Raw genomic sequence first — 26,657 nt, 5'->3', positions numbered from 1 at the left:
GCCGGACACCGAACGCTGTGTTTCTTCGCTGTAATGCCATCATCACTGTGAACGTGCCCGAGGAGAAGACGTGGATTCCCGATTGAATGCTTTTCTTGAACGCGCCGATGCCGTTCTGGCCCGTATCGAGCCACTGTTGCCCGCGCCTCGGCAAACCATCGACTGGACGCATTGCCTGGCCGCACGCTGGCAGCGCGAGGGTCGCAGCGGTTTTCTGTTGCCACTGCAAGTGAGCCTCGACACGCGCTTGTCCGACCTGATCGGTGTCGACCGCCAAGTGGAACAACTGGGGCGCAATACCCAACAGTTCCTCGACGGCATGCCCGCCAACCACGCGTTGCTGTGGGGCTCGCGCGGCACCGGTAAATCGTCGCTGGTGCGCGCCTTGCTGGCCGAGCACGCCCACGCCGGCTTGCGTTTGATCGAGATCGAGCGCGATCACCTGGCGGATCTGCCGCGAGTGGTCGAGCAGATTGCCAGGTTGCCCCAGCGGTTTGTGCTGTTTTGCGACGACCTGTCGTTCGAGTCGGGCGAGGGCGACTATCGCGTGCTCAAGAGCGTGCTCGATGGCTCGCTTGAACAGGCGCCGGATAACGTTTTGCTGTACGCCACCTCCAACCGTCGCCACCTGGTGCCGGAAAAGGAAAGCGATAACGAAAACTGGAAAAGGGTCGACGGCGAACTGCATCCCAGCGAGGCGGTGGAAGACAAGATCGCGCTGTCGGACCGTTTTGGATTGTGGCTGTCGTTCTATCCATTTACTCAAGAGCATTTCCTCAACGTCGTCGAACACTGGATCGGGCAGTTGGCCGATAAAACGGGCCTGGCGTGGCAGCGTGACGAACAACTGGACATCCTCGCGGTGCGCTGGGCCACCGGCCGAGGCAATCGCAACGGACGTTGCGCGTATCAATTTGCCCGTTATTGGGTCGGGCTGAAGTTGTTGGAGCAAAAAGCATGATCGATTTACAGAAGAGCGGCCAAGGCCTGGATGGTTACGGCATGTTGTGGGCGCAGTTGGAGTCGTTGCTGGCCGACGAGCGTGATTTTATCGCCAACGCGGCGCAGTTCTCGGCGTTTCTGTTCAACCAGCTCGATGACCTGAACTGGGCCGGTTTCTACCTCAATCGCAACGATGAGCTGGTGCTGGGGCCGTTTCAGGGACAGATCGCCTGTGTACGGATTCCGTTCGGTCGTGGCGTGTGCGGAACCGCAGCGTCCACGTTGCAGACCCAGCGTGTTGAAGACGTGCACGCATTTGCCGGGCACATCGCTTGCGACAGCGCCTCCAATAGCGAACTCGTCGTGCCGCTGGTCAAGGACGGTCGCTTGATCGGCGTGCTGGACCTGGACAGCCCGAAGCTGGCGCGTTTTACCGTTGAAGATCAGGCCGGTATCGAGCAACTGGCGGCGATTTTTCTGCGTCTGACCGAGTGTTGATCATCCCTTCAAGCCTGCCTTGAGCAGCAGGCTTGAAGGGTCGACCGTATCGATTTGTTGCGGGTCTAGAAAGCGCTCGGCGTACTGCTTATAGATGCCGGCGTTGACGAATAATCCAAACAACTCCGGATCGATATGGGCGTCTCGGCACATGGTGGCCATGATGCCCAGCGCTTCGCTCAGGGTCTTGGCCTTCTTGTAGGGCCGATCGGCTGCGGTCAGCGCCTCGAAAATATCGGCAATCGCCATCATCCGCGCCGGCAGGCTCATTTCTTCACGCTTCAACTGTTTGGGATAACCGGTGCCGTCCATTTTCTCGTGGTGGCCGCCGGCTATTTCCGCGACATTCTGGAGGTGGCCAGGGAAGGGCAGGTGGCTGAGCATCAGGATCGTCTGCACCATGTGGTGGTTGATGATATAGCGCTCCTCGCGGGTCAGCGTGCCTCGGGTGATGCTCAGGTTATAGAGCTCGCCCCGGTTGTATTTGTAAGGCGGTACATCCAGTTTGAAACCCCATGGGTTGTCCGGCGGAATCAGTTCGCTTTCGGCGCGTTCGAACAGGTGCTCGGGTTTGTCCGCCAACAAGGGCTCACTGACAGGCAAGGTCGGCGCCGGGGTTCGTGCCTGGCGACGATTTTCTTCCCAGGACACGCCCAGGCGGTCATCCAGGGTTCGGGTCCAGGTCCGTTGGGCAATGCTGCGCAGGCGTTGCAGATCTGCTTCGGCCATGGCCTCGCCGCCCAGATTACAGCGGGCGACAAAGGCGAAATCATCATCGAGCCCAGCCAGGGTGGTATTGCGAAGTTCAGCCAGAGGCTGCTCGTCACCGCCTAAGGCGACGGCCTGCCAATAGGCGATCCAGGCATCGCGCTTGAGGACTTCGAAGCGGGTACGAACTTCGTGAATGCGGTCGTTCAGGGTTTCCAGTTTGGTGGCCTTGTCGACCACGTACTCTGGCGTGGTGACCTTGCCGCAGTCGTGTAGCCAGGCTGCAATGTGCAGCGCTTCCCATTCATCTTCAGTGGGTTGATAGCCGCTGAAAGCCGGCTCCTGACTGGCAGCGGCAGCTTGGGCAAGCATCAGCGTCAGTGCCGGCACTCGTTGGCAATGACCGCCGGTGTAGGGGCTCTTGGCATCGATCGCGCCCGCCAGCAACTGAATGAACGAATCCAGCAGCTGTTTCTGTTTGGCTTGCAGACGCTGACTCTCAATGCTCACGGCCGCTGCGCCGGAAACAGCCTGGAGAAACGCAATCCGATCCGGTTGTAGCTTGTCCAGGTCACGTTGCGTGCCGCTGTCGGCCAACAGCAGGATCAGCAAGCCAACGGTTTCGTTATGTCGATTGTGCAAACGGATGCCGATCAGGTGAACCCGGGGGTACTCCAGCGCGAGCAAGACTTTTTGCAGATCCCCCGCCTGTTCGAAACCCAGGCTGGTCACGACATTGTCGGCACTCGACAATGACTGCATCCACTGAGGGCTCAGCGGGTCGTGAAGGTCGTGACCTTGAACAGCGAACGATGGCAATGCCTGTGACGTGTCGTTGATGACCAGGCCAAGGGGCTCCATGCGATCGCTATCACGCTCGCGCAGGTAAATGAGACCCGCCTGGGCTTGCCCGATCTTCACCGTTTCAAATAGCACCCGTTGCAGCAAGGGCTCGAAACGGGTCTCGGCGCTGAGGCTGTCGGTTATCTGGAAAAAACTCCCCAGGGTGTCCTTCATCCGCGCCATCGACACGCTCAGTTGGTCGACCTCAAGCACCGGCGAACGACGGCCGACCGGAAAATTGAAATTGAAACTGCGAACCGCGTCGGCTTCCTGCACCAGCGCATGCAGAGGCTTGACCAGGATTCTTGAAGTCAGCCATCCCACTGGAAGGCACAACAGCAATGTCGTCAGGGTAATCAGCGCACCTTGCCAGCGCATGCGGTAGGCATCGGCGAGCAGTTCGTCCTCTGGCACCAGCAGCGCCAATTGCAGTCCCTGTGGCCCGCCTTCCTGCATGCTGCTACGCGCCACGATCCATTGACGTCCAGCGGCATTCAGGCGATTGCCGGCCGGTGGACGGGCGAGCAGGGCACTGAGAGCAGGGCTCAGGTCGGCTGCCTTGTTCAGGCGGGCCGTCTGGTCGTCGATGATCAGTTTGCTGCTGTCGGGGTAGGCAATCGCATTGCCCTGGGCATCGAACAGTACGATTTCGGTATGGGGGGTGACCACGTGCTTGGCCAGGGTTGCCGATAATTCGGCCAGTGTCAGGTCGGCACCGATCACGGCGTCTTCGCCACTGCGCCGGGCCAGGGTGGTGCCGATGTTGTGGGTGGAGAAAAAAATGTAGGGTTCGGTGGTGATCTGGCCCTCGTCGCCGCGCGCGCTGGAAAACCAGGCCCGAGTGCGCGGATCGAAAGTTTCGTCGGGATTGTCCTGACGGCTGAGCAAGTTCAGGGATTGATCAAAAAACAACGATTGCGAATGGGGCTGACCACTGCTGGCATCGTGATCGATGCTCCAGACTTGATACGCCGCGGTATCCGGCGCATTCAAGGCAGTTTTGAGGGCCGTGGTTCGCAGGGGACGAACCATGAAAAAGTCGCCGTCGCTGTAGCCCAGATACAACGATGCCAGATTGGGATTGTCATTGAGCGATTGGCTGAACGGCTTGAGTAAAGCCAGGCGCTGTTCCAGAGCCGGTGCCTGAGTCGCCGGGTAGTCCACCAGCAGGCTTAGCAGATGGCGAATGGGTTCATAGGTGCCTTGCAGGTCCAGGCGGACATCCTGCTCGATGCGGTCAAAGAGCTTTTCGCTGCTGGAAAGAATGATCTGAGTGGTTTGCCCGTAGTTGAAAATGCCCAGCACCACACCGGTCAGCAACAGCAGGAAGGTGAACATCACACTGATGTGAACGTGCAGGGGAAACCGACGTTCGGGGCGCAGTGGGCTGGGCATTGCGGTCTCTCCATGATGTTTAACACACTGCTCAGCGTCCAAGCATAGTTAAGGCTCCACCATTCTGCCTTTGCCGTTTTGCGCTATTTGTTGCCGCAACGCATGCTCCAGTTCGTGCATGGCACGCTCCATGGCTTTGACGCAGTGCGCCACTTCCTCGGGGTGGAACGCAGTGTGGCAGGCGGTTTCGAGCGCCTCGCAGCTGTCGATCAATCGGCAGGCCTGGACGATGCGCGCGGCACCCTTGATTTTATGGGCAACGTCGATGAATGACTGTCGGCCTTGTGAAGGGGCCAAGGCTTGCAATTCTTGCCGGTCCAGGCGGTTGCTGTTCAGTAGCTCGGACAACAATCGCTGGTCCAGGATCGGATTGCCCCCCGTCAACAGGTGCAGACCTTCCAGGCTGAAGGCCGGATCGCGGACCGTCGGTGCCCGACCTTCGACCCATTGACTCAAGGCGGTCAGGCTGAGGGGTTTGAACAGGCAGTCGTCCATCCCGGCGTGTTTGCAGCGTTGAATTTCCTCCAGTTGTGCGTTGGCGGTGAATCCCAACACGGTGCATGGCCTGGCCTGGGTTTGTTGTTCGTGTTGGCGAATGGCGCGAGCCAGTTCGTATCCATTCATAAGGGGCATGTTGCAGTCGGCGATCACCAGGTCAAAAGCTCCATCCTTCCACGCTTGCAGCCCCGCCTCGCCATCCGGTGCGGCGCTGAAGCGATGCCCCAGGAACTCCAATTGCTGGCACATGAGCAAGCGGTTGGCGGGGTGATCGTCGACCACCAGGACGTTCAAAGCAGCTTGGGTGGTGTGGATCTGTGGGTCAGCGGTTTCGGGCGTCTCAATGGTCGGCAACGTTGCAAGGTGCAACGAGACCTGGACCTGCGTCCCGACACCGCTCTGGCTGCTCAACTGCAGGCTGCCGCCCATCATCTCGCACAGATTGCGACTGATCACCAGACCCAGTCCCGCACCGCCCCTGGCCGATTGCCCCGAGTCATTGGCTTGGGCGAAAGGCTCGAACAGACGCTGTTGATCCTGTTCGCTGATCCCGACCCCGCTGTCTTGAACCTGCAACTGCAGCAGAACCCTGTCGTCATCGGTGGGATGCAACTCGACCACAATCCTGACCTGACCCTGCTCGGTAAACTTGATGGCGTTGCTCACCAGGTTGGACAGCACCTGCTTGAAGCGCATCGGGTCCAGCAGGACGTCGCTTGGCGGGTTCACAGGATCGAAGTCCAGCAGCAGGACCAGATTTTTCTGGCGCGCCAGGCCGTCGAAGATCCGCACCACCGATATCACCGTTTCACTGAGGTTGACGCGTTCCGGGCTCAGGCTCAAACGCCCGGATTCGATCCGCGCAATATCAAGAATGTCCCCGATCAGCTCCAGCAATTCTTTGGCCGAGTGATAGGCGACCTCGATGGCCGGACGATCGCAGTGGTTGTGATCGATGCGCTTGAGGGTGAGCTCAAGCATGCCGATAATCGCGTTCATCGGTGTGCGGATCTCATGACTCATGGTGGCCAGAAAGGTACTTTTGGCGCGGCTGGCCTCATCTGCACGCTCTTTTGCAGCGCGCAGATCATCGAACAGTTGGCGTCGGTCGCTGATATCGATCCAGCCGCCGATAACGCCTTGAACCTCGCCGGTAGAGTCTCGGTAGGGAAGAATCCAATGATAAATCGTCAGCATGCGGTCACCGATGTGCAGTGGCCGGTCCAGAATCAGCGGTCTGCCTTCAGCTACGACGCGCTGGTAATCCGCTTGATACGCTTGCGCTTCGGAGGCGTTGCTCATGCTGCCCTGCATGACATTCTTGGCCATCACGTCTTCGCGTTTCACGCCAAACGTTTCCAGGTAACTGTCGTTGCAGCTTTGCAGCAGGCCTTGGCGATCACGCACGTAGATCGGATGAGGTGTGCCATTGACCAGCGATCGCATGAATTCGAGTTGATCGTTCAGCGCCAGTTCGGCGGCTTGGCGCTGACGGATCTGGCGACGCATGTAAGCATTCCAGGTGACGGAAATCAGTAGCAGCACACCGACGCCGATAACAATCTGATAGAACACTCGATGATAGTTGCGCCAGGTTTGCGAGACCGACGAGTATCCTCGCCAGCGGCTGTTGATAATGCCCAGTTCTTCCGGCGTGATGCTCAGCAGCGCCTTGTCGAGGATCGAGTTCAACTCGTTGGCGTCGTGCCTGGTCGCCAGGGAGAACGCGGCTTGCTGGGTGCCAATGGTGGTGCTGATCTGGAGGGTGTTTTCGAAGATTCTGGAGGAGATGAAATAGTTGGCGATCACCAATGAATTCACGGCACCTTCAGCCTGGCCCTCGGCAAGCATTTCCACGGCACTGAAGGCGTCCGGGGTTTCTATCAGATGGATACCGGGGAAGTCGCGACGAAGGTAATCCACCAGGGGATTGCCTTGGGCAATCGCCAGGCGTTTGCCTGACAGTTGCATCAGCGTGGTCGGGCTGCCGGCCGCCTTGCGAGTCAGCAGGACAACCGAATTTTCCAGATAGGGGCGGCTGAAGTTCAGCTCCGTTTCCCGTTGCGTGCTTGGCAGCAGGGCGGCGATGAGGTCGGCCCGATGGCTGCTGACCTGCTCGATCATCTCGTCATCGTTGCGGCTGCGATGGATCTCGAAGCGCAAACCGGTGCGCAACCTGATCAGCTCGAGCAAGTCTGCCGTAACGCCTCGAAAGTTGGCGTCGCTGTCGAAAAAAGTCAGCGGTGCGTACGCCTCGTTGACCACGACCCGCACCACAGGATGTAGCGCGAGCCAGCGCTCTTCGCGGTGGGTGAGTTGCAACTTCTGATCGGTGAGGAGGATGTCACTGCCGGCACTCCAGCGTTTGGCGATGTTTTCCCGTTCATTGGCGGGGATGGCTTTGAGTATCGCGTTGATGATCTCAAGCAGTTGCGGATTGTTTTTGTGCACGGCAAAGCTGAATCCATGGGCCTCGTGTTTACCGAAGTTGGCCATGCGGATGTTGTTCAGATAACCCTTGTTGATCATGTAGTGGGTTGAAATCGTATCGCCGAGAAACACATCGGCCTGGCCGAAAGCTACCGCGTTGATTGCATTCTGATAGGAGGGGTAGGCGGTGATGATCGCCTTGGGATACAAGGCTTTGACTTCTTCCAGCGGTAGATAGTGATACACCATGCTCAGCCGCAGCCCGGCAAGGCCATCGCTCAAGGATCGGGTCTCTCCTACACGTGTCACCAGAACCGGTTGATCCACTGCATAGGGTGTGGACAGCACAATATCGGCATTGCGAGCCTCAAAACCGTTGGCGCTACCGAGCAGGTCGACCTCGCCTTTTTCCAGTGCCTCGATCGCATCTCCCCGGGACGTGTAACGCTGAACCTTGACGGGTAACCCGGTGGTCTGGCCCAAGATGCCCGCGTAGTCGGCGGTAAAGCCTTCATAATCGCAGCCACTGACGGTCAGGTCGAAAGGAGGGTAATCGGGGGCAGACGTGCCCAGAATCAATTCACGCTTGTTGTTGACCCATTGCTGTTGGGAGTTATCCAGTTGGACTTCCATGTTCCTGATCATTGAACGACTGAGCAAGGTGTAGGCCTTGCTGGCGGTCGGTGCAGCGGGCGCTGAAGTGCTCAGGCATAAACCCACCGTCATCAATAGTAAATAATCCTTTAAACGACTGGGCATCCGGTCTCTCACACTAATGCGTTGCGTTTTGCCATATCAATGAGTTCAACGAGCGATTTGGCTTTGAGTTTTTGCATGAGGCGTTTTTTGTAGGTGCTGACCGTCTTGTTGCTCAGGAACATGCCCTTGGCAATTTCCTTGTTGGTGCGGCCTTGGGCAAAAAGTTGCAACACCATGAGTTCCCGGTCGTTGACTGATTTGAATAACTCAAGGTCGGTATATCGAATGTCATCACTTCGAACTGGATTCAAGGCCTGGCTGGGGAAATAGTTGTAACCCGATAGTACCGCTTTGATTGCACTCACCAGTTCACTGAGGTCCTCTTGTTTGCAAACATACCCTGACGCGCCGGATTGCATGCAGCGAATACCGAAGAGTGTCGGGCATTGTGCTGTTAACACTAATGTTTTGAGGGGGGTACTCATGGCGTTGAATCGGGAGAGAACTTCCAGCCCATCCAGCTTGGGAATGCTGATGTCGAGAATGACCAGGTCGGGCATGCATTCACGCACCATCTGCATGGCATCGACCCCATTGTCCGTTTCGCCGACAACTTTGTAACCTTCGTGTTCGAGCAACATTCGGACCGCAAGACGGATGACGGGGTGATCGTCGACAATAAAAACGGAGTTCATAATCAGATCCCATACGAGCTCAAATAAAGCGCGCACCTTAGCTCAGATAGTTGAGGGGACGCATGAACTGACTGGGCGATAGCAGCAATATAGGACAAATCCTACAAAGGAAGAAGAATGAGACTACGTATCAACTAGGTTGTGCATGAGGACTAGTGAAAGTGTTGTAGGTTTGCTCGCGTAACTGAAGTGCTGAGTTAGTCGTTTTATAGTTGGCGGTTACTGCCTGTATTTGTTGGTGTGGTTTTACAGTGAGGCCAAGGTCAACAAGTTTCTAAAGTCTGATTGTTTCAATGGCTTTATCAAGTAGCCCAATAACGGTAATCCGTGTTCACAGGCTACTCTTTTAAGTTCGTCCAGCTCAATGGACGTCAGGCTACTCAACAGTATCGCTTGCCTGATCATTCCCCGCCGACTCGCCAGTTCGATCAACTCCAGGCCGGGCAGGTCAGGCAGGCATTGATCGCACAGGAGAATGTCGAAGGGTTGCGATGCATTGAACATCTGCTGCAAGGCGGATTCGGCGCTGTCAGTGGCGGTGAGTTGGGTGAAGCCGTAACTCTCAAGCAGATATTGGGTCGCCCTGAGCTGAAAGGGATGGTCTTCCACCAGCAGGATGCGCCAATCGTGTTTAAACATAGAATTTTTCATGCTTCAACTGTCGGGCAGAGAGGGCGACCATTATTTCGCGATTCGCCTGCGCAATCGATCAGTCAGCTCTGCACAGGGTGTAGGGCAATTCGTTTGACGTTGAAGTGCGGGTGATTGTCGATCAGCCGTCGCCAGTCGGGACGGCTGATCGAAAGGTTTTCACCCGTGGCTGGCGCGACCGGTCATTTCCAGTGCCATTTCACTGGCATAGCTGTCGGTCATGCCGGCAATGAAATCGATCATTCTCAGGAACGAGTTGTGTAAAGGACCGTGAGGGTCGGGCGCATTGTTGCCCAGCAGGTCAAGGATGCGGCGGCTTTTAAAGGACGGCGTCCGCCCGTTGTGTTGTTCCAGTGCAGCACCACAGAACGCGTTGAGCAGGATTTCGAGCGTGGTGTAAGCGCCGATTTCATGCAGCGTCTTGCGCTTGTCCTGGAAGATTTTTTTGCGCGCCATGTCTTTGGCATTCAAGACGCAGCGTTTGGCCGGACCGTGCATGTGTTCCACCAGGTCGCCGGTCAGCGTGCCGGCCAGCAGCGCGTCCTGTTGCTCGACGAAAGCCCGGGCTGCGGCATTCGTCAGGTGCTCGATGGCTTTGCCCCGCAGGATTGCCAATTTGCGACGACGCGAATCCAGTGGTCCCAATTGGCGATAGGTTTGCGGAAGATCGTCGCCCACCAGATCAAGCAGCAGCGACTCGACCTCGGCGTACTCCAGCAGATCCATCTCCAGACCGTCCTCCAGATCGATCAGCGCGTAACAGATGTCATCGGCAGCTTCCATCAAGTACACCAGCGGATGTCGCGCCCAGCGTTGTTCCTCCAGTTGGGGGAGACCGAGTTTCTGAGCGATTTGCTCCAACAGTCCAAGTTCGCTCTGATAGCAGCCGAATTTGTGCTTTTTGTAGCCCAGTGAGTCGGCATGTTTTGCCGTCCATGGGTACTTCAAGTAAGTGCCCAGGGTGGCGTATGTCAGTCGGGTGCCGCCGTCGAACTGGTGGTATTCCAGCTGGGTGAGCACCCGAAAACCTTGGGCGTTGCCTTCGAAATTAAGGAAGTCGTCGCGTTCGACCTCGCTCATGGCGTCCAGCCAGCCCCGGCCAGCGGCCTGTTGGAACCAGTGACGAATCGCGTCTTCGCCGGAATGGCCGAAGGGCGGATTGCCGATGTCGTGGGCAAGACAGGCCGATTGCACCACCATCCCCAGATCGCTCGGTTCGCACCAGTCAGGCAAGGCGCTGCGTATGGTTTCACCGACCCGCATGCCCAGGGATCGACCCACGCAACTGACTTCCAGTGAGTGGGTCAGGCGTGTGTGGATATGGTCGTTGCTGGAGACTGGATGAACCTGGGTCTTGCGCCCGAGGCGGCGAAAAGCCCCCGAGAAAATAATGCGGTCGTGGTCTTTGTGGAAAGGGCTGCGGCCAAGTTCTTCCGGGCTGTGCAGCGGCTTTCCGAGGCGTTCGCGGGTAAGCAATGTTTGCCAATCCAAGGCTGGGCTCTCCGTCAGGTGACTGATGCTCTAGCTTCGGGGTTCCCGCCTGCGCCCGCAAGTGGAACTAGAGCCCGGCGGCGTCGATGTCGATGAGCAGCAGTCGCTCGCCGTTGTCAAAAAATTGCCCGGCGGTAAGGCAGTACTGATTACTGGTGGCATCGCGGTAGGTGCTTGAGAGTGTCAGGCGCCGCTCCTCCCAGCCCTCGGCCAGCAAGTGATAAAAGTAAGGACGCCATGACCAGTTGTGACCCAGGTAGCGGTTGTCGGCCTCCCAACCGTTGTTGCGCCATTCCAGGTTGGGCGTCAACTGCGTGCCATGACGGTCGCATTGATAGAAGCGCAACAGCCAGGGAAACGCGTCCAATTGTGGCAAGGCGCTCAGCGGTGCACGGGCCTGAGCCCAGACTTGCAGAATGGCCATCAATTCGCAGAGTTGCTGGCGCATGATATTCAGGCGGCTGCGTTCCCCCAGTTTCTGTTGAACATAGCGTTGGCGCAGTTGTGCGAAATGCTCGACGAAAGCGTTGGAAGAAAAAAAGTCCTCTTGGGCCCGGGCAAACAGAAAACCCTGCACGTAACGTGAGCCGCATTCGAGGGCAAAATTCAGTTGGGCCTCGGTTTCCACGCCTTCGGCGATGATCCAGCAACCGGTTTTCTCGGCCATTTGCGCCAGAGCCTTCACCACATCACTGCTGGGGCCGCCCAATGCAGCGGCCTGGAACAGTCGCATGTCGAGCTTGAGAATGTCCGGTTGCAGGGCCAATACGCGATCGAGCTGAGAGTAGCCGGCACCGAAGTCATCAATGGCAATCCGTGCGCCGGCCTGTCGATAGCGGGCCACCACGTCGGCCAGACGCTGAATGTCTCCCCCAAGCTCGGTGATTTCGAAGACGATGCGTTGCGGGTCGACATTGTGCCTGACCAGTTGCTTGAGGCTCGGTAACGCCTGATTCGGCCGCAATCGGTTAATCCATCGGGGGGAGATGTTCAGGCTCAGAAACCAGTCCGCCGGCGCTTCATGCAGGCGGCTCAGCGCGCTGTCGCGAATCTGGCGATCAAGACGACGCAGGGCAACGGCGGGCGTTCGCGAGTCTGCGAACAGAGGGCCTACCGAGGCGAGTTGACCGTCGGGTTGTCGAAGTCGACCCAGCGCTTCCACACCCGCGATACGGCCAGTGGCGGTATCAATGAACGGCTGAAAGCAGGCGAGCGGTTGCCCGTCGATCACGAGGCCTCCTTAGTAAGGTCTTGTTTTTGGATAAATCTGCTCACCGGGTAGGCACACAGGATTGAACCTCTCGATAAAGAGGTTAATCCCGGTGGTATTGCAAGAATGCAGCCAGATGAAGACTGTTCAGTCTTTGCGCGAAGAGTTTTGCAGGACCAGCTTGATCAATGGCCCCAGCGAGGTGCCCAGGCGTACCAGTCGAGTCAGGCTGCTGACACCACCGCTCTTGGCACCTTTGCCGGTCAGAAACCCGAGCAATGTCACGGCCGCCATACCCCATAGCGGGGCATGCTTGATGCCGAAACCATCCTGCAGGTTTTGCGTCATCCCGCGTACTCGCTGCAAGGGCAGCAGCAGTTGCGCCGATTCGTGACGAATTTCCTGGCGATGCATTTCCATGCGCAGGCGAATCAGCGCCTTGCGCATTTCGGTGCGAGAGCTGTTATGGGGAAGTTCAGGCAGGCTCATGGCAGCAGGCGCTCCCGATCATTGGCCAATTCTTCCAGGGTGCCGTGGAAGGGTGATGACTCATCGAAAATGGCTGCCTTCAGGCGCATGGCACAGAAGATCGCCGCGAGCGTATAGAACACGCAGAGCCCGATGATCGCCGGCAAGCGATAAGTGTCCCAAAACAGGATCAACACCAGCGTCGACAACCCCACCAGCAACAGCAAGGCAAAGACCAGCGCCAGGCCTGCGAACAGCAGCAGGCTTACGGTGCGCGCTTTTTGTTCCTGCAACTCGATGCCGAACAGTTCGACATGGCTGTGCAGCAGTCCAAGGAAAGCGGCACCCAAGCGCCGCGATGAAGAGCTTGTGCCCGTCGCGGACGAGCCGGATTCACCGATAGACATAATTAGCGCCGGGTAGCCAGCAGGCCAATTAGGAAGCCGACGCCCGCTGCGATCCCGACCGATTGCCATGGATTGGTCTGAACATAGTCTTCGGCGGCGGTGACGGCTGCCTGGCCGCGTTCGCGCAAGGAATCTTCAGTCAGCTTCAGGGTTTCGCGGGCACGCAGCAGACTGTCGTGAATCTGGCTGCGCAACTCATCGGCCTGATCGCCAGCGAGGGTGGCGGTGTGCTCCAGCAACCGTTCGGTGTCACTGACCAGTGTCTGAAAATCGTTCATCAGGATTTCTTGAGCAGTCTTTGCTTTGATGCTGGCCATTGATGATCTCCGTAAGTGGCTTCTGAAACGTTCGAGTATGAGCCCAGTGTGAAGGTTCAGTGCAAATGAGTGGTACAACTTTTGCTATGTGATGGTGCGTTAACCCATGCCGCTGCGCTGTTGCCGGGCATGATTTCAGCAAAACCCTAACTCCAACAAACAAAACTCGCGTGAAGGTGACGACCTTGTGCGCCAAAGCGGTTCATCGCGACCAGGCGTTGATCATGGCGAGCCGCAACTTGGTGCACGGACGACTCTGCGCGAACCGCTTTGGTGCTTTTTTAGCCTTCAGGTCTGCCAACTCCATGGAAAATCTGCAAAGCGCTGTGGACAGTCTGGTCCATAGCTCCAATACGTTGTTCATCCTTATCGGCGCGGTCATGGTGCTGGCCATGCACGCCGGTTTCGCCTTTCTTGAAGTCGGCACGGTTCGTCAGAAAAACCAGGTCAATGCGTTGTCGAAGATCCTCAGCGACTTTGCCATTTCGACCCTGGCTTACTTCTTTATAGGCTATTGGATTTCCTATGGGGTCACCTTCCTGCAGCCGGCGGCGGTCATTAATGCCGATCATGGCTACGCACTGGTGAAGTTTTTCTTTCTGCTGACCTTTGCCGCCGCCATTCCCGCGATTATTTCCGGGGGCATTGCCGAGCGTGCCAGGTTCGTCCCGCAGCTGTGTGCCACGGCGCTGATCGTGGCATTCATCTATCCATTTTTCGAGGGCATGGTGTGGAATGGCAATTTCGGGTTGCAAGCCTGGTTGCTGGCGCGTTTTGACGCCAGCTTCCATGATTTCGCAGGTTCTGTAGTCGTCCATGCCATGGGCGGCTGGCTGGCGCTCGCGGCCGTGTTGTTGCTCGGGCCACGGCAAGGGCGTTATCGCGAAGGGCGGCTGGTGGCGTTTGCTCCGTCGAGTATTCCCTTTCTCGCTCTGGGTTCGTGGATTCTGATTGTCGGCTGGTTCGGCTTCAACGTCATGAGTGCCCAGACACTGCAAGGCGTCAGCGGGTTGGTGGCGGTCAATTCGTTGATGGCCATGGTCGGCGGCACGATGGCGGCGTTGATCGTCGGGCGCAATGACCCAGGGTTTTTGCACAACGGTCCATTGGCCGGGTTGGTGGCGATCTGTGCCGGTTCGGACCTGATGCACCCGGTAGGCGCGCTGCTGACGGGCATCATCGCAGGGGCGCTGTTTGTCTGGTGCTTCACCGCAGCTCAAGTCAAATGGCGTATCGATGATGTGCTGGGGGTCTGGCCTTTGCATGGATTGTGCGGTGTCTGGGGCGGGATCGCTTGTGGCATTTTTGGTCAGAGCGCGTTGGGTGGTTTGGGAGGCGTGAGCCTGGTCAGCCAATTGATCGGCACCGCTCTGGGGATCATCGTGGCGTTGGCCGGCGGATTTACGGTGTATGGCGTGATCAAGGCGCTCCATGGCCTGCGCCTTAGCCAGGAAGAGGAGTATTACGGCGCGGACTTGTCGGTGCACAAGATCGGTGCCGTAAGCCAGGACTGACTCACTGTTCTTCATCGTCGTCTGCCCCAGGATAAAAACCGTGCAGCAGGCGATAACGATCATGGCGTATCTGGTCCGCTCGTTCCTGGACCTGGTGGGCGGGCAACCCCAGCATGATCAATGCGTGGGAGGCAAGCATCAGGCTCGACTCCAGCAACTCAGGGACGACTTCATTGGCGCCGGCGGCTTTCAACTCGGTCAGCTGGCTGTCGTCCCGAGTGCGTACCAGGATCGGAATCGTCGAGTTCAATCGGCGCGCCTCCTCCAGAATTAGCAGCGCTATGTCGCTCTGGTCCACGGCGATCACCAGCAGTTTTGCGCGTGCCAGGCCTACAGCGAGCAGCAGTTCACCGCGACGTGAATCCCCGTAATGGACGCAGGTTTCATTGGTGGCGGCTTCCTGGACACGCACCGGGTCGGTGTCCAGCGCAACGTAGGGTTGCATCGCGTTGCTTAGGGCTCGGCCGATCGACTGACCGACGCGACCATAGCCGCAAATCACCACATGGTTGTGCAAGTCGGCATTGAGCGCGCTGATTTGCGCCAGTTTTGCTTCTTCGTTCGGTTTGCGATGCAGGCGTGTCGCGAGGCGGGGGGCGGCGCGCAGCAGTAATGGAGTGATCAGCATCGAGCAGAATGTCGCGGCCAGTAAAAGACCGCCGAAATCGGCAGGCATCATTTTGTTTACCTGCATTTGTGCCATCAGCGCAAAGCAGAACTCGCCGCCCTGAGCCAACGCCAGACCACTGCGCCAGGCGGTTTCGCCATCGCTGCCGCGCCATTTGACCAGCAACGCAACCACCGTGCCCTTGATCACCAGCAACCCGAGTGTCAGTCCAAGGATCGCCAGGCCGTGACTGGCAAACAACTGCAAGTCGATCAACATGCCGATACTGACGAAAAACACTCCGAGGAGAATGTCGCGGAATGGCCGGATATCGGCCTCGATCTGATGCCGATAATGGCTTTCCCCCAGCAGCATGCCAGCCAGAAATGCACCCAGGGCCGGGGAGAGACCGAGCAAGTGAGTCAGCCAGGCGGTGAGCAAAACGATGACCAGCGCCAGCAGCACGAAAAGTTCGGGAGAGCGGGCGGCGGCGACTTCATGAAACAGGCGAGGCAGCAACCAGCGGCTGGCCAGCAGCAGGCCGATAAACAGCACAATCGTCTTGCCCAGTGTCAGGGGCAAGGCCCAGTACCAGGCCTGATCGCTGTTGCCAGCGAACACCGGTACCAAGGTCAGCAATAACACCGCGACCACATCCTGGAACAGCAGCACGGCGATGGCATTCTGGCCATGGCTGCTGAAAATCTCGCCGAGGCTGCTTAACTCTTTGCTGACAATGGCTGTTGAGGACAGTGAAAGACCGGCACCCAGTAACAGGGCGGGGGTGGTCGGCATGCCAAGCGATATCAGCAAGGCGCCCAGCACCGCCCCCGTACCGAGCACTTGCAGGCTGCCCAGACCAAACACGACTCGGCGCAGCGCGATCATTTTCGACAGGGAAAACTCCAGCCCGAGGGAGAACAACAGGAACACCACGCCCAGTTCGGCAAGGTCGGGCAACTCTTCGCTTTCATTCACCCAGTTGAACGCCGTCGGCCCGATCATCAGTCCCACGCACAGATAGCCGAGCACCGGTGGCAACCGCAGGCGCTGGAACAGTGCAATTACCACCAAGGAGGAGGCGAAGATGATCAACAGGTTGGCGAACACAAAAAACTCCGGTGCTGGGTTCTGGCTATTCAAGCGTAGAAGTAAAAAAAACCAGAGCATCGCGTAAATGACATTTACCCCGACTGATATGAATCAGGGTTTTGCCGGCGTCATGGCGATTTGTGCGCCAAGGCCAGAAAATTCAATGGCTCGACGGCTTTTGGGGGCAGGCCTAGAATAGTCACTTAATTTTTTAGGGTGAGCGCTCATGCTTCCTGAATGTCAGCTGTTCGGCACGCTTGGGTGCCATCTCTGTGAAGTCGCCGAAGCCGAGCTGATGCCGTTTGTCGAACATGGTCTGCTGGTTGAACTGGTGGATATCGCTGACAACGAAAGCTGGTTTGAAGCTTACAGCTTGCGTATACCGGTGTTGCGTCGGGTCGATACCGGGGCTGAATTGGGCTGGCCATTCAGTGCCGATGAGGTGGTAGCGTTCCTGAGTTAAGTGGTTTTTACGACCTCACTGACCCGTCTGTCGAACTTTGCGATGGATCCCCTTGGCTTAATCGGTCCTCTTCGGATACTGTATGCGCATACAGCTATTCGTTTGTCTGACGGCGACTCCTGGTTTTCTGGGGGGAGAGTCGGTTCGGGGCATGAGAGGGATTTATCGTGGTCAATGTCGAGCAATTGAAAAACAGCGTGAACAAGATGTCGGTCGATGTTGTACGCGAGGCTGTCCTCGAGTTGCGTCTGGACGGCCTGGTCACGGAAGGAAAAACCCCGTTCAACAAGCTGCATTTCAATACCTGTTTCGCCGAAATCGAGGCGTTGTTCCAGCGCGCCGGTTATCACCGGCAGCTGGATGTCGTGGGTTATCAGGGGTTGTTGTATGCGCTTTATGACCCCGGTCGCTGGGAAGCGGTTGATGTGCTGCGCTGGCTCAAGGAATTCACTGAGGCGGCAGCGCGTACGCAGATACCGGCGTGAGGATTCTCTTCTAGGTGTGATTCGGCCAGTGCGGGATAATGCCGTCCTGCATTAAGGGTCAGAGCTTTCGTATGTCCACTTCATCTTTTTCTGCTGCACACCATCAGGCCAGCACGCTTTATTTGCCGCCGGGGCCGTGGCAGACCGTCCTCGATTGTTTGTGCGAACATTTCAGTGCAATCGATCGTGAACAATGGCTGGACCGAATTGCACGCGGCCGCGTGCTTGACGCGCACGGGATGCCGATCGCACTTGATCTGCGTTACAAGGAAGGCCTGCGCATTCACTATTTTCGTGAGGTCCCGGACGAAAAAGAGATTCCGGTGGTGGAGTCGATCCTGTACGCCGACGAACACCTGGTGGTGGCGGACAAACCGCATTTTCTGCCAGTGACTCCGGCTGGCGAGTATGTAGAGCAGACGTTGTTGCGACGGCTGATCCGTCGACTGGATAACCCGCATCTGGTGCCCTTGCACCGCATCGACCGGCATACCGCAGGGTTGGTGCTGTTTTCAGCGAACCCTCAGAGCCGTTCGGCTTACCAGTCGTTGTTTCCTACACGAAAAATCGAAAAACGCTACGAAGCGATCGCCCGGGCATTACCTGAGCTTTCGTTTCCACTGGTTCATAAAAGCCGGATGATCGATGGCGAGCCGTTCTTTCGCATGCAGGAAGGTCCGGGCGTCAGCAATACCGAGACGGCCGTCGAGGTCAGGGAGAGGAACGGTGAGCTCTGGCGCTATGGGCTTTATCCCGTGACCGGCAAGAAACATCAGTTGCGGGTGCACATGACCTCGCTGGGCGCCAGTATCTGCAACGATCCGTTCTATCCACAGGTGCTCAAGGATATTGAGGACGACTACGCCAATCCCTTGAAATTGCTGGCACAGGGTTTACGGTTTTTGGACCCGGTCACCGGGCTTGAGCGTGAATTCGAAAGCGCCATCACCCTGCAATGGTGATCGCAGTCCTTCAGGCACGAAAAAGCCCGCATCAAGCGGGCTTTTTCGTATCCGGTAATGCCGTAAAGATTACAACTCTTTGACGGTACGGACCTGATCCTTGTTGATGCGAGTGCGTTTGCCATCGAGTTGTTCGAACTCGTAGAAACCTGACTTCTCATCGTATTTTGGCGCGTCGACAGCCTGGATTTCGCGACCATCATTCAAGGTGATCACTGTAGGCGAAGCGCAACCGGCGAGGGTCGCGAGGCCCAAGGCGAGCATGAAAGAGGCGAGGGTCCGTTGAGTCATGAGAGTGTCTCCGAATATGAATTCTTTTGGTTACTGAGCTTGAGACGTATGCATCGTGCGCAAGTTCCTTCTTGCGTCAGTCTGACACAGTGTTGTGTGAGCTTAATAGCTCCGGTGTATTGAGGTTGGCCAGGCGAGGGTCATTTTCGGGGCATTGCAGGGCAGTAGCACCCAGGTTGCGCATGATCCGCCCCGGACTGCGTTCACCCTCATTCCACGCCTTTTCGAAATCCACCAAGAGTGCCGTCGGGATAATGCAAAGCAAGGGTTCCCAGTGCTCGCCATGCCGCAGCATCAATGGTTTATCCGGATGCTGGCGGGCGGTTTCGCGCATGTCACGGAGCAGGGCGGCATCAATGCGTGGTACGTCGCAGGGCAACACCAGTAAAAAACCATGACGAGCAGCCTTGAGGCCGGCGCGAATACCCGCCAGTGGGCCCGGGAAATCACCTTCGTCGTCATGGACCAACTGGTCGGCGTAAGGCGCGTATTTGTCCAGGTTCCTGTTACAGGAGATGATCAGGTCATCGCTTAGCTCACGGGTTTTGCGATGCAGATGCGCGATCAGCGGCTCGCCATGCCATTGCAGCAGCCCTTTGTCCTGACCACCCATGCGTTGGCCTCGTCCCCCCGCCAGGAGCAGAATGGAGCAGGGCGGAAAATCTGTATTCGGGGTCATGGCAGGTCTCCATGGGGGCGTCGAAAAAATGAGGCGCTGTGATATAACACCGGGCTGTTTATCCTACAACTGGACGAGCCTATGAAAGCCAAGGCTGATGTACCTTTCGCGCCGCTCAATATCGCGGTGTTGACGGTCAGCGATACCCGCACCCTGGAAACCGATACCTCAGGACAGGTCTTTGTCGACCGCTTGGGCGCTGCCGGTCATAACCTGGCCGCTCGGGTTCTGCTTAAAGATGACCTCTACAAAATTCGTGCACAAGTCGCCAACTGGATTGCCGACGATGTCGTGCAAGTGGTGTTGATCACCGGTGGTACCGGGTTCACCGGTCGCGACAGCACACCGGAAGCAGTGAGTTGCCTTCTGGACAAGCAGGTCGATGGTTTCGGCGAGTTGTTCCGGCAGATTTCGGTAGCAGACATCGGCACTTCGACCGTTCAATCCCGAGCCTTGGCGGGGTTGGCCAATGGCACGCTGGTCTGCTGTTTGCCAGGTTCGACGAACGCGGTGCGCACCGGCTGGGACGGCATTCTTGCCGAGCAGCTGGATTCGCGGCACCGCCCCTGCAATTTCGTGGCTCATCTGAAACAGGCGGCACCCTGTGAATCCCGCGGGTAAGCCAGGTAAAACCGGCAGCCTCATGCCCGTCGAGGTAGCGCTGGCGCATCTGCTGGAAATGGCGGAGTCGTCAAAAATACCTGAGCGTGTACGCCTGCCGTTGGCGCAGGCCGAAGGGCGCGTGTTGGCCGAAGACCTGATCTCGACGCTCGATCTGCCGCCTTGGCCAAACAGTGCCATGGACGGCTATGCCTTGCGCATCGCTGACTGGGCGGGAGAACCGCTGCCGGTCAGCCAGAAGATTTTTGCCGGTCAGGCACCTGAGCCGTTGAAGCCAGGAACCTGTGCCCGGATCTTCACCGGCGCACCGGTGCCCGCGGGGGCCGATTGCGTCGAGATGCAAGAGAATGCCGAGGTTCAGGCGGATGAGCGAGTCCGATTCATCGAGACCCTGAGTTCCGGTCAAAATATTCGGCCGCAAGGTCAGGAAACGACTGTTGGCGAGCTTGTATTGCCCGCAGGTACGCGCCTGGGTCCCATCGAGCTGGGCCTGGCGGCGTCGTTGGGACGCGCTGAGCTGGAGGTGGTGCGCAAGGTTCGGGTTGCAGTCCTGTCTACCGGGGACGAATTGGTCGAACCGGGTCAGGCGCTTGGGCCGGGACAGATTTACAACAGCAATCGCGTGCTGCTGTGCAGCTGGTTATGGCGCCTGGGTTGTGAAGTGATCGATGCCGGCATCCTTCCCGATGATTTATCGACCACCCGTGCTCGCCTGGAAGAGTTGAAGGATGTCGACCTGATCCTTTCTACCGGCGGCGTATCGGTGGGTGAGGCGGATTTCCTGGGCATTGCCTTACGCGAAGAAGGTGAATTGTCCTTGTGGAAACTTGCCATCAAACCTGGCAAACCGCTGACAGTCGGACATTTTCACGGTGTGCCGGTGATTGGCTTGCCCGGTAATCCGGCGTCGACCCTGGTCACCTTTGCCTTGTTGACCAGGCCCTATCTCTTGCGCCGTCAAGGGGTGCAAGAGGTTGAGCCGTTAAAGTTTCAGGTGCCCGCGGGATTCGACTGGCCCAAGGCTGGCAATCGCCGAGAATACCTGCGCGCACGCCTGGAAAATGGCCGGGCAATCATCTACAAGAACCAGAGCTCTGGCGTACTTCGCAGTGCCGCCTGGGCCGATGGTCTGGTCGAGGTGCTGGAAGATCGCACGCTGGTCGCCGGTGAATCTGTGAGCTTCATTGCGCTGAGCGAGTTGCTTGGCTGATCCCGGTCCCTTCGTAGTCGCGCAAGCCCGGTTGCATCTACCGGGCCTTGCGTGATGTTTGAGATCAACGTGCCAGAAGTGTCACGACCTGTTCAAAGCGGCTGTTGGCGACCCAGCCCAGCAACCCAAGGACCACGGCTGTTCCTCCCGCCGAATAGGCCAGCCGGTGTTTGATGGATTTAACGTCATTACGCACTTGGTCCATGTCTCTGCGGATGGATTTGAGGTGTGTCTCCAGTTCAATGACACGAGGTTCCATTTCAACGCCTCCAGTGGACTTTGCACTGTTCTCAGATTCAGCATGATGATTGATGCGACTTTCTGCGAGCGGTGGCACCGCACCGATCGGTAACCTGAAGTCATGGCTTTGCATGGGCTGAAACGCTCCTTGCATTGACATCACTGGAGCGGCCGATACCGCCGTCGATTGTGCTTTTCAGGGCTTTTGAAGCGGGGTTGTTCATTGCGTGCACGTCCTTGTGGGGTTGCTAATGATGATTGAGAACCACAGACACCACGGTCTACTAATCACCCTGGCTGGTCAATTGAGCCGATTCCTCACGTTTCGTAAGAAAAATCCCAGCCCTGTAGGACGCCAGCGCACTGGCGTTGAAATAATTCAATGTCTGCCGACTTTTATGGGCACCCCTGAGGTCAACATCTCTCATATGGATTTCAATCATGGGGGCGACAACAATGGGTGAGCGCAAGGCGCTGTTGATTCTGCACGGTAAGCAGGCACTCAACGAGGAGGTCCGCGCGGCCGTCGAAGGCAAGCGCAAGCAGGGCTGGGAGCTGGCCGTCCGATTGACCTGGGAAGCGGGTGACGCGCAGCGACTGGTAGGAGAAGCGCTGAGTGCAGGGTATACGCACCTGATTGCCGGCGGCGGTGATGGCACCCTGCGTGATATCGCCGAGGCCATGGCAGCGCAGTCGACCCAGGCCAGTCTGGTGCTGATGCCTCTGGGTACCGCAAACGATTTTGCTCGCGCCGCCGGCGTGCCGCTTGAGCCGGCGCCAGCCCTGGACCTGTTGGAGGCTGCGCCTCACGCCATCGATCTGGGGGAGGTTGGAGGGCAGATGTTTTTGAACATGGCCACCGGTGGATTCGGTAGTCGGGTCACGGCGAACACGTCCGAAGACTTGAAAAAGGTACTCGGCGGGGCCGCCTATCTGTTCACCGGTTTGTCGCGCTTCAGCGAGTTGCATGCCGCGTACGGTGAGTTGCAGGGCCCGGACTTTCACTGGAGTGGCGAGTTATTGGCCTTGGGCATCGGCAATGGCCGGCAAGCGGGCGGTGGCCATGTGCTGTGCCCGCACGCGCTGGCTGACGATGGTCTGCTGGATATCAGCATCTTGCCCGCGCCGCAGGAGGTGGTGAGTACGTTGAAGACGTTGCTGGCCGACGGATTCGGCATCGACAACATGTTTGTTCGAGCCCGCTTGCCATGGGTCGAGATCAAGGTTTCCGAAGGTCTGCACATTAATCTGGATGGCGAGCCCCTGGAGGGCGAAAATCTGCGCTTCAGTGCGCGGCCGGCAGCGTTGCGCGTGCATTTGCCTGAACACTCGCCACTGCTCAGTACATCGAAAAGCGGCTAGTCGTCCAGGCTGATGATTTGCTCGCGCACGGCAAACAGGACCAGGCCCGCCACGTCGTAGATCTGCAAGCGCTTCATGATCTGCGAGCGATGGGTTTCAACAGTCTTGATACTCAGGCCCAGGCCATTGGCGATTTCCCGGGTGGATTTTCCGCGGACAATCAGTCGCAGGATTTCCAGTTGCCGCGCGGTCAGGTTGTGCGAGTCCGTTGTCTGCTGCTGCTTCTGGTTGCGGATCAGTGCCTGGTTGATCACCGTGTGAGCGATGGCCGGGCTCAGATAACGTTCGTTGTTACGCAAGGCGTCCAGGGCATGTTCCAGCTCGGTCGCCGTGGTGTCCTTGAGCAAGTAGCCGTGGGCTCCGGATTCCAGCGCTTGCATGATGAGCGCAGGATCGGTGTGCATCGACAGGATCAGCACCTTGCTTTGCGGGCGCACCCGCTTGAGACGTTGCAAGGCTTCAAGGCCACCGGTCTCTCTCATGGAGATATCCAGCAGAACGATGTCGGGGGACAGCTTCTCGACCATTTCCAGTAGTTGCGAGCCGTCGTTGGCCTCGCCGATTACCGCGTAGCCAGGAATGTCCAGCACCAGAGCGCGCACGCCTGCCCTGATAAGCGAGTGGTCATCCACCAGAAGTAAGTTACAAGTCAATGCATAACCTTATTCGAACTGGCCCGTTCAAGCGCTCGGGGCGCCCAGGGAAAGAGTGCTTCGATTTGAGTGCCTTTACCCGGCTCGCTGGTCACGGCCAGGGTGCCGCCCAGTTGCTCGATCCGTTCCAGCATCCCGGCCATCCCGCGTTGTCCCTCTCTGCCGGGGTCGACTGCTGGCGCGAAACCCAGGCCGTCATCACTGATTAACAGCGTCAGGCCTTGAGGCAAACGTTGCAAGCGGACCAACAGATTTTTCGCTTCGGCGTGACGCTGAATATTAGTCACCGCTTCCTGGGTGATTCGAAAGGCGGCCACCGACATTTCCTCCGGTATTCCGGTCAGGCGCTGGTGGCATTCCAGGCTCCAGTGTATGGAGGTATTGGCCAGGGTCTTGAGCAGATGTGCCCGCAGGCTGGCTTCCAGGCCGAGACTGGTCAACTGTCTGGGGTTGAGGATGGCCGAGACATCGCGAACCTTGGCCAGGGTTTCGTCCAGAGTGTCGCAGAGCGTCGAACACTGGCCCTGCATTTCTTCCGGCATCCGGCGTTTGAGCCATTCACTTTGGAGTTTTGCAGCGGTCAGCAACTGGCCGATGTCGTCATGTAATTCGCGGCTGAGCCGGTGGCGTTCGTTTTCCTGGACTTGCAGCAGGCGGTCCGCCAGTTCTTGCGGCTCAAACTTGATCGACTTGCGTGAGAAATGTCCTTGCCCCCAGACAACCGCCAGCACCACCAGGTTGAGGACCAGCAAGCTTGCCGGCAGCGGTGCCGAAGCACTGAAAATCAGCACACTGCCAAGCGCCGAGCACAGGCATAACAAAAGCATGAGCCGTCGCGCATTTTTTGCGGAGGGTGGCCATGGCGTGAGTGATTTGAGGCTGGCGTACATAGCGGATGGAGCCAATGAATGTTCGCTGCGGGCAGATCCGCCATGGTCGCTGACGGGACTGTATTTGAAAATCTGTAGTGACTCGCTTCAAGCAATGTGCAGTCGCGCGATTTAGAAAGCTTCCAACTTGAATGGGCGCTGTTCTTGCTTCGGCGTCATCTTGCCATTAATTGACGTCAACTAATGGTCGGCATAATACCACTTAACATACCGTTGGTCGCGTTTGGTATATATGTCCATACGGTCAGGAAACAGGGCGTTTGGACGATGCTTCCACAATGGAAAAAGTTTACGGAAGGGGGGAGTTTTTATTTATATCGAACTGTCGTTGGCAGGTATGAAATATTCAATTGCGACATGAGCGTACTCAAGTTACCGAGCAGCTTCATGGCAATAAGAATAGGTAACACGGCAGGGTGTCTGACGAATTAAGCCTGGCGTTCCGAATAAGAAACGAGCGTGAACGGTTTGGAATTAACCGATGGCTGAAATGGACGGTGTCCGACCTGAAACGCAAAGGCTTCGATCAGGGAAGTCTGTTCACTGTCATCCAGGCTGAGCTGGCCGGTGGTCTGATCGATAAGTTCGAGTTGCCAGGCCATCAACGTGAAGCAGTCTTTCAAGGCATCCAGCGCCTGTTCATGCAGGTCCATGTGGTTTTGGGCGTGATTCAACAAACCATGAATATGCAGTGAAAATTCAGACACGGCTTCCAATGCGAGGGCGTCGGCCCTGCTCGCCAGTTTGAGCAGACTGCTGAGCATGCAATCGATTGCGTCTTTGTCATTGCTGATGAGTTGCAGATGGCTCAGGCACTCCTCCGACTTGGTCAGGAGCGTTTCAGCTTCGACAAGAAACTCGGGTAGCCGCTGGGCCCACTGCTTGGGTTGGTTTGGCATGCTTATCTCCACAACGTCTTGTCAAATGAGGGGATGTCGCGTGTGTCAACGCGGGCGTCCAGCGCCCTGACACTGCCATGCCGGCATGAGATCGCGCTCCGGCAAGCCTGGACGCAGGCTGGGGAACTCGAGAGGGTGGATGGCCACTTACCTGCGATCGCACACAAAAGCCTGACTCCGTTCATGCAATGAGAATGGCGTCACATTAATGGCTATTGGATATTGCGAACATCAGGTTGGGCCTGATTGTTACTAGGGGAATCCCTTACGCTTGGGAACCTAACGTGCAAACCGAGGTCGCGCCGCAGGGGAATGTAGCAGATGAAGTCACGTAGCCAGTAAAGCATGATGTTAATGTGACATCAATGTTCGTTCGTGGCATTTTGTCTTGGGGTCAAGATCCGGCGATAACAGCCGATAACTCCCTTTAGTGAATTCATCAGAACAAGCCCAGGAGTCATTGATGGCCGGCATTCTCGACACGGTAGACCAACGCACACAACTAGTGGGTGAGAATCGCCTGGAAATTCTCATGTTCCGGTTGGCCGGCCGGCAATTGTTCGCCATTAACGTCTTTAAGGTGCAGGAAGTGTTGCAACTGCCAAAACTGACGCTGATGCCGCAGCGCCATCCGTTTGTCTGTGGCGTGGTCAATCTGCGGGGCCAGACGTTGCCGGTGATCGACTTGTCCCAGGCCATCGGCATGCGTCCACTGGTGCCTAGCCCGACCAGCACGATTATCGTCACCGAATACAATCGCTCGGTACAGGCGTTCCTGGTGGGTGGCGTGGACCGCATCGTCAATATGAACTGGGAAGCGATCCTGCCACCTCCGACCAGCGCCGGCCGCCAGCATTACCTGACGGCCATCAGTAAAGTCGATGACCAGTTGGTGGAAATCATCGACGTCGAAAAAGTGCTGGCTGAAATCGTGCCGTACAACGCCAAGGTCTCCCGTGAAAAACTCGACGACCCGGTGCTGGAACGCGCCCGTGGTCGTGAAGTGCTGTTGGTGGACGACTCCAATGTGGCCCTGTCGCAATTGCGCGATACGCTGGGTCAGTTGGGCGTGAAGATGCACATCGCCAGTGACGGCTTGAAGGCGCTGAATATGCTCAAGGCATGGGCCGATACGGGCGTGTCCATGACCGACAAACTGTTGATGGTGTTCACCGATGCAGAAATGCCGGAAATGGACGGCTATCGCCTCACCACCGAAATCCGCAACGACCCGCGTCTGCGTGGCCTTTACGTTGTGTTGCACACTTCGTTGTCGGGCAGCTTCAACGACTCGATGGTGAAGAAGGTCGGCTGTGACAATTTCCTCTCCAAGTTCCAGCCGGACAAACTCGTTGACGTGGTGCGCCAGCGTCTGATGCTCGACGAAGTCCCTGCCTGATTACAGCCCGACAGGCTGGCGCTGATGCCAGCCTTTGA

Annotated in this window: 26 protein-coding genes; 10 read left to right on the top strand and 16 right to left on the bottom strand. The window is 57.5% G+C overall.

Features of this window, described 5'->3' with window-relative positions:
* The first annotated feature begins 70 nt into the window (after positions 1 to 70).
* Positions 71 to 961 (top strand): ATP-binding protein, encoded by an 891-nt coding sequence (locus tag ACM6I0_RS24725; protein WP_414923519.1) that lies wholly within the window; start codon positions 71 to 73, stop codon positions 959 to 961.
* The gene (locus ACM6I0_RS24720; RefSeq protein ID WP_285430582.1) at positions 958 to 1,440 is read left to right on the top strand and encodes a GAF domain-containing protein; all 483 of its coding nucleotides are present in this window, start codon (positions 958 to 960) and stop codon (positions 1,438 to 1,440) included. The genes ACM6I0_RS24725 and ACM6I0_RS24720 overlap by 4 nt, the downstream gene beginning before the upstream one ends.
* Here the strand turns inward: ACM6I0_RS24720 and ACM6I0_RS24715 are convergent, their stop codons facing one another.
* From ACM6I0_RS24715 to ACM6I0_RS24675, 9 genes are all read right to left on the bottom strand, one after another.
* Entirely contained in the window at positions 1,441 to 4,386 is a 2,946-nt protein-coding gene (locus ACM6I0_RS24715; RefSeq protein WP_414923518.1) for an HD domain-containing phosphohydrolase, read from the bottom strand. It abuts the gene before it with no gap.
* 48 nt (positions 4,387 to 4,434) lie between these two features.
* Positions 4,435 to 8,073, bottom strand: a complete 3,639-nt coding sequence (locus ACM6I0_RS24710) for a transporter substrate-binding domain-containing protein (protein WP_414923517.1) — start codon at positions 8,071 to 8,073, stop codon at positions 4,435 to 4,437.
* Positions 8,074 to 8,081: 8 nt separating this feature from the next.
* The gene (locus tag ACM6I0_RS24705; protein WP_285430588.1) at positions 8,082 to 8,708 is read right to left on the bottom strand and encodes a response regulator transcription factor; all 627 of its coding nucleotides are present in this window, start codon (positions 8,706 to 8,708) and stop codon (positions 8,082 to 8,084) included.
* A 246-nt stretch (positions 8,709 to 8,954) separates the two neighbouring features.
* A complete protein-coding gene (locus ACM6I0_RS24700) occupies positions 8,955 to 9,359 on the bottom strand; it encodes a response regulator (protein WP_414923516.1) in 405 nt (134 codons plus the stop codon).
* A 159-nt stretch (positions 9,360 to 9,518) separates the two neighbouring features.
* On the bottom strand, positions 9,519 to 10,850 hold the full coding sequence (locus tag ACM6I0_RS24695) for a deoxyguanosinetriphosphate triphosphohydrolase (RefSeq protein ID WP_285430592.1): 1,332 nt from the start codon (positions 10,848 to 10,850) through the stop codon (positions 9,519 to 9,521).
* A gap of 67 nt (positions 10,851 to 10,917) precedes the next feature.
* Positions 10,918 to 12,081, bottom strand: a complete 1,164-nt coding sequence (locus ACM6I0_RS24690; RefSeq protein ID WP_414923515.1) for an EAL domain-containing protein — start codon at positions 12,079 to 12,081, stop codon at positions 10,918 to 10,920.
* 126 nt (positions 12,082 to 12,207) lie between these two features.
* On the bottom strand, positions 12,208 to 12,549 hold the full coding sequence (locus ACM6I0_RS24685) for a hypothetical protein (protein ID WP_285430596.1): 342 nt from the start codon (positions 12,547 to 12,549) through the stop codon (positions 12,208 to 12,210).
* On the bottom strand, positions 12,546 to 12,935 hold the full coding sequence (locus ACM6I0_RS24680) for a phage holin family protein (RefSeq protein WP_208669295.1): 390 nt from the start codon (positions 12,933 to 12,935) through the stop codon (positions 12,546 to 12,548). Before ACM6I0_RS24680 ends, ACM6I0_RS24685 begins: the two co-directional genes overlap by 4 nt.
* Positions 12,936 to 12,937: 2 nt before the next feature.
* On the bottom strand, positions 12,938 to 13,252 hold the full coding sequence (locus ACM6I0_RS24675; protein ID WP_109633587.1) for a DUF883 family protein: 315 nt from the start codon (positions 13,250 to 13,252) through the stop codon (positions 12,938 to 12,940).
* Between the two features lie 305 nt (positions 13,253 to 13,557).
* On the opposite strand from ACM6I0_RS24675, the gene ACM6I0_RS24670 reads away from it, so the two are divergent.
* Entirely contained in the window at positions 13,558 to 14,766 is a 1,209-nt protein-coding gene (locus ACM6I0_RS24670) for an ammonium transporter (protein ID WP_414923514.1), read from the top strand.
* Position 14,767: 1 nt separating this feature from the next.
* Here the strand turns inward: ACM6I0_RS24670 and ACM6I0_RS24665 are convergent, their stop codons facing one another.
* On the bottom strand, positions 14,768 to 16,483 hold the full coding sequence (locus ACM6I0_RS24665; protein WP_285430602.1) for a cation:proton antiporter: 1,716 nt from the start codon (positions 16,481 to 16,483) through the stop codon (positions 14,768 to 14,770).
* Positions 16,484 to 16,691: 208 nt separating this feature from the next.
* On the opposite strand from ACM6I0_RS24665, the gene ACM6I0_RS24660 reads away from it, so the two are divergent.
* From ACM6I0_RS24660 to ACM6I0_RS24650, 3 genes are all read left to right on the top strand, one after another.
* Positions 16,692 to 16,928, top strand: coding sequence for a glutaredoxin family protein (locus tag ACM6I0_RS24660; protein WP_414923513.1), 237 nt, complete (start codon positions 16,692 to 16,694; stop codon positions 16,926 to 16,928).
* A gap of 167 nt (positions 16,929 to 17,095) precedes the next feature.
* Entirely contained in the window at positions 17,096 to 17,413 is a 318-nt protein-coding gene (locus ACM6I0_RS24655; RefSeq protein WP_208669291.1) for a transcriptional regulator, read from the top strand.
* A gap of 71 nt (positions 17,414 to 17,484) precedes the next feature.
* Entirely contained in the window at positions 17,485 to 18,375 is an 891-nt protein-coding gene (locus ACM6I0_RS24650; protein ID WP_414923512.1) for a pseudouridine synthase, read from the top strand.
* A gap of 69 nt (positions 18,376 to 18,444) precedes the next feature.
* On the opposite strand, the gene ACM6I0_RS24645 is transcribed toward ACM6I0_RS24650, so the two are convergent.
* The gene (locus tag ACM6I0_RS24645) at positions 18,445 to 18,666 is read right to left on the bottom strand and encodes a YgdI/YgdR family lipoprotein (protein WP_222587844.1); all 222 of its coding nucleotides are present in this window, start codon (positions 18,664 to 18,666) and stop codon (positions 18,445 to 18,447) included.
* Between the two features lie 76 nt (positions 18,667 to 18,742).
* Positions 18,743 to 19,345 (bottom strand): molybdenum cofactor guanylyltransferase MobA, encoded by a 603-nt coding sequence (gene mobA, locus ACM6I0_RS24640; RefSeq protein WP_414923511.1) that lies wholly within the window; start codon positions 19,343 to 19,345, stop codon positions 18,743 to 18,745.
* Positions 19,346 to 19,426: 81 nt separating this feature from the next.
* Here mobA and moaB point away from each other — a divergent pair, with 81 nt between their 5' ends.
* Both moaB and glp read left to right on the top strand, forming a co-directional pair.
* The gene (gene moaB / locus ACM6I0_RS24635) at positions 19,427 to 19,966 is read left to right on the top strand and encodes a molybdenum cofactor biosynthesis protein B (RefSeq protein ID WP_414923510.1); all 540 of its coding nucleotides are present in this window, start codon (positions 19,427 to 19,429) and stop codon (positions 19,964 to 19,966) included.
* A gap of 22 nt (positions 19,967 to 19,988) precedes the next feature.
* Positions 19,989 to 21,176, top strand: a complete 1,188-nt coding sequence (gene glp / locus ACM6I0_RS24630; protein WP_414923509.1) for a gephyrin-like molybdotransferase Glp — start codon at positions 19,989 to 19,991, stop codon at positions 21,174 to 21,176.
* Between the two features lie 64 nt (positions 21,177 to 21,240).
* On the opposite strand, the gene ACM6I0_RS24625 is transcribed toward glp, so the two are convergent.
* The gene (locus ACM6I0_RS24625) at positions 21,241 to 21,549 is read right to left on the bottom strand and encodes a hypothetical protein (protein WP_285430616.1); all 309 of its coding nucleotides are present in this window, start codon (positions 21,547 to 21,549) and stop codon (positions 21,241 to 21,243) included.
* A gap of 323 nt (positions 21,550 to 21,872) precedes the next feature.
* Here ACM6I0_RS24625 and yegS point away from each other — a divergent pair, with 323 nt between their 5' ends.
* A complete protein-coding gene (gene yegS, locus ACM6I0_RS24620; RefSeq protein WP_285430666.1) occupies positions 21,873 to 22,778 on the top strand; it encodes a lipid kinase YegS in 906 nt (301 codons plus the stop codon).
* Here yegS and ACM6I0_RS24615 read toward each other — a convergent pair.
* From ACM6I0_RS24615 to ACM6I0_RS24605, 3 genes are all read right to left on the bottom strand, one after another.
* On the bottom strand, positions 22,775 to 23,431 hold the full coding sequence (locus ACM6I0_RS24615) for a response regulator transcription factor (protein ID WP_285430618.1): 657 nt from the start codon (positions 23,429 to 23,431) through the stop codon (positions 22,775 to 22,777). The genes yegS and ACM6I0_RS24615 overlap by 4 nt on opposite strands.
* Positions 23,428 to 24,321: a sensor histidine kinase gene (locus ACM6I0_RS24610; RefSeq protein WP_285430667.1), complete on the bottom strand. Its 894-nt coding sequence runs from the start codon at positions 24,319 to 24,321 to the stop codon at positions 23,428 to 23,430. Before ACM6I0_RS24610 ends, ACM6I0_RS24615 begins: the two co-directional genes overlap by 4 nt.
* A 428-nt stretch (positions 24,322 to 24,749) precedes the next feature.
* Positions 24,750 to 25,220 (bottom strand): hypothetical protein, encoded by a 471-nt coding sequence (locus ACM6I0_RS24605; protein WP_285430619.1) that lies wholly within the window; start codon positions 25,218 to 25,220, stop codon positions 24,750 to 24,752.
* Positions 25,221 to 25,683: 463 nt separating this feature from the next.
* Here ACM6I0_RS24605 and ACM6I0_RS24600 point away from each other — a divergent pair, with 463 nt between their 5' ends.
* Positions 25,684 to 26,619, top strand: a complete 936-nt coding sequence (locus ACM6I0_RS24600; protein WP_131060074.1) for a chemotaxis protein CheV — start codon at positions 25,684 to 25,686, stop codon at positions 26,617 to 26,619.
* Positions 26,620 to 26,657 lie beyond the last annotated feature (38 nt).

The sequence above is a fragment of the Pseudomonas sp. IT-P294 genome, assembly GCF_949767865.1.
In the GTDB taxonomy this organism is placed as follows: Bacteria; Pseudomonadota; Gammaproteobacteria; order Pseudomonadales; family Pseudomonadaceae; genus Aquipseudomonas.
The sequence above is the reverse complement of the archived record's forward strand: the minus strand, read 5'-3'. Positions and strand labels throughout refer to the sequence as shown.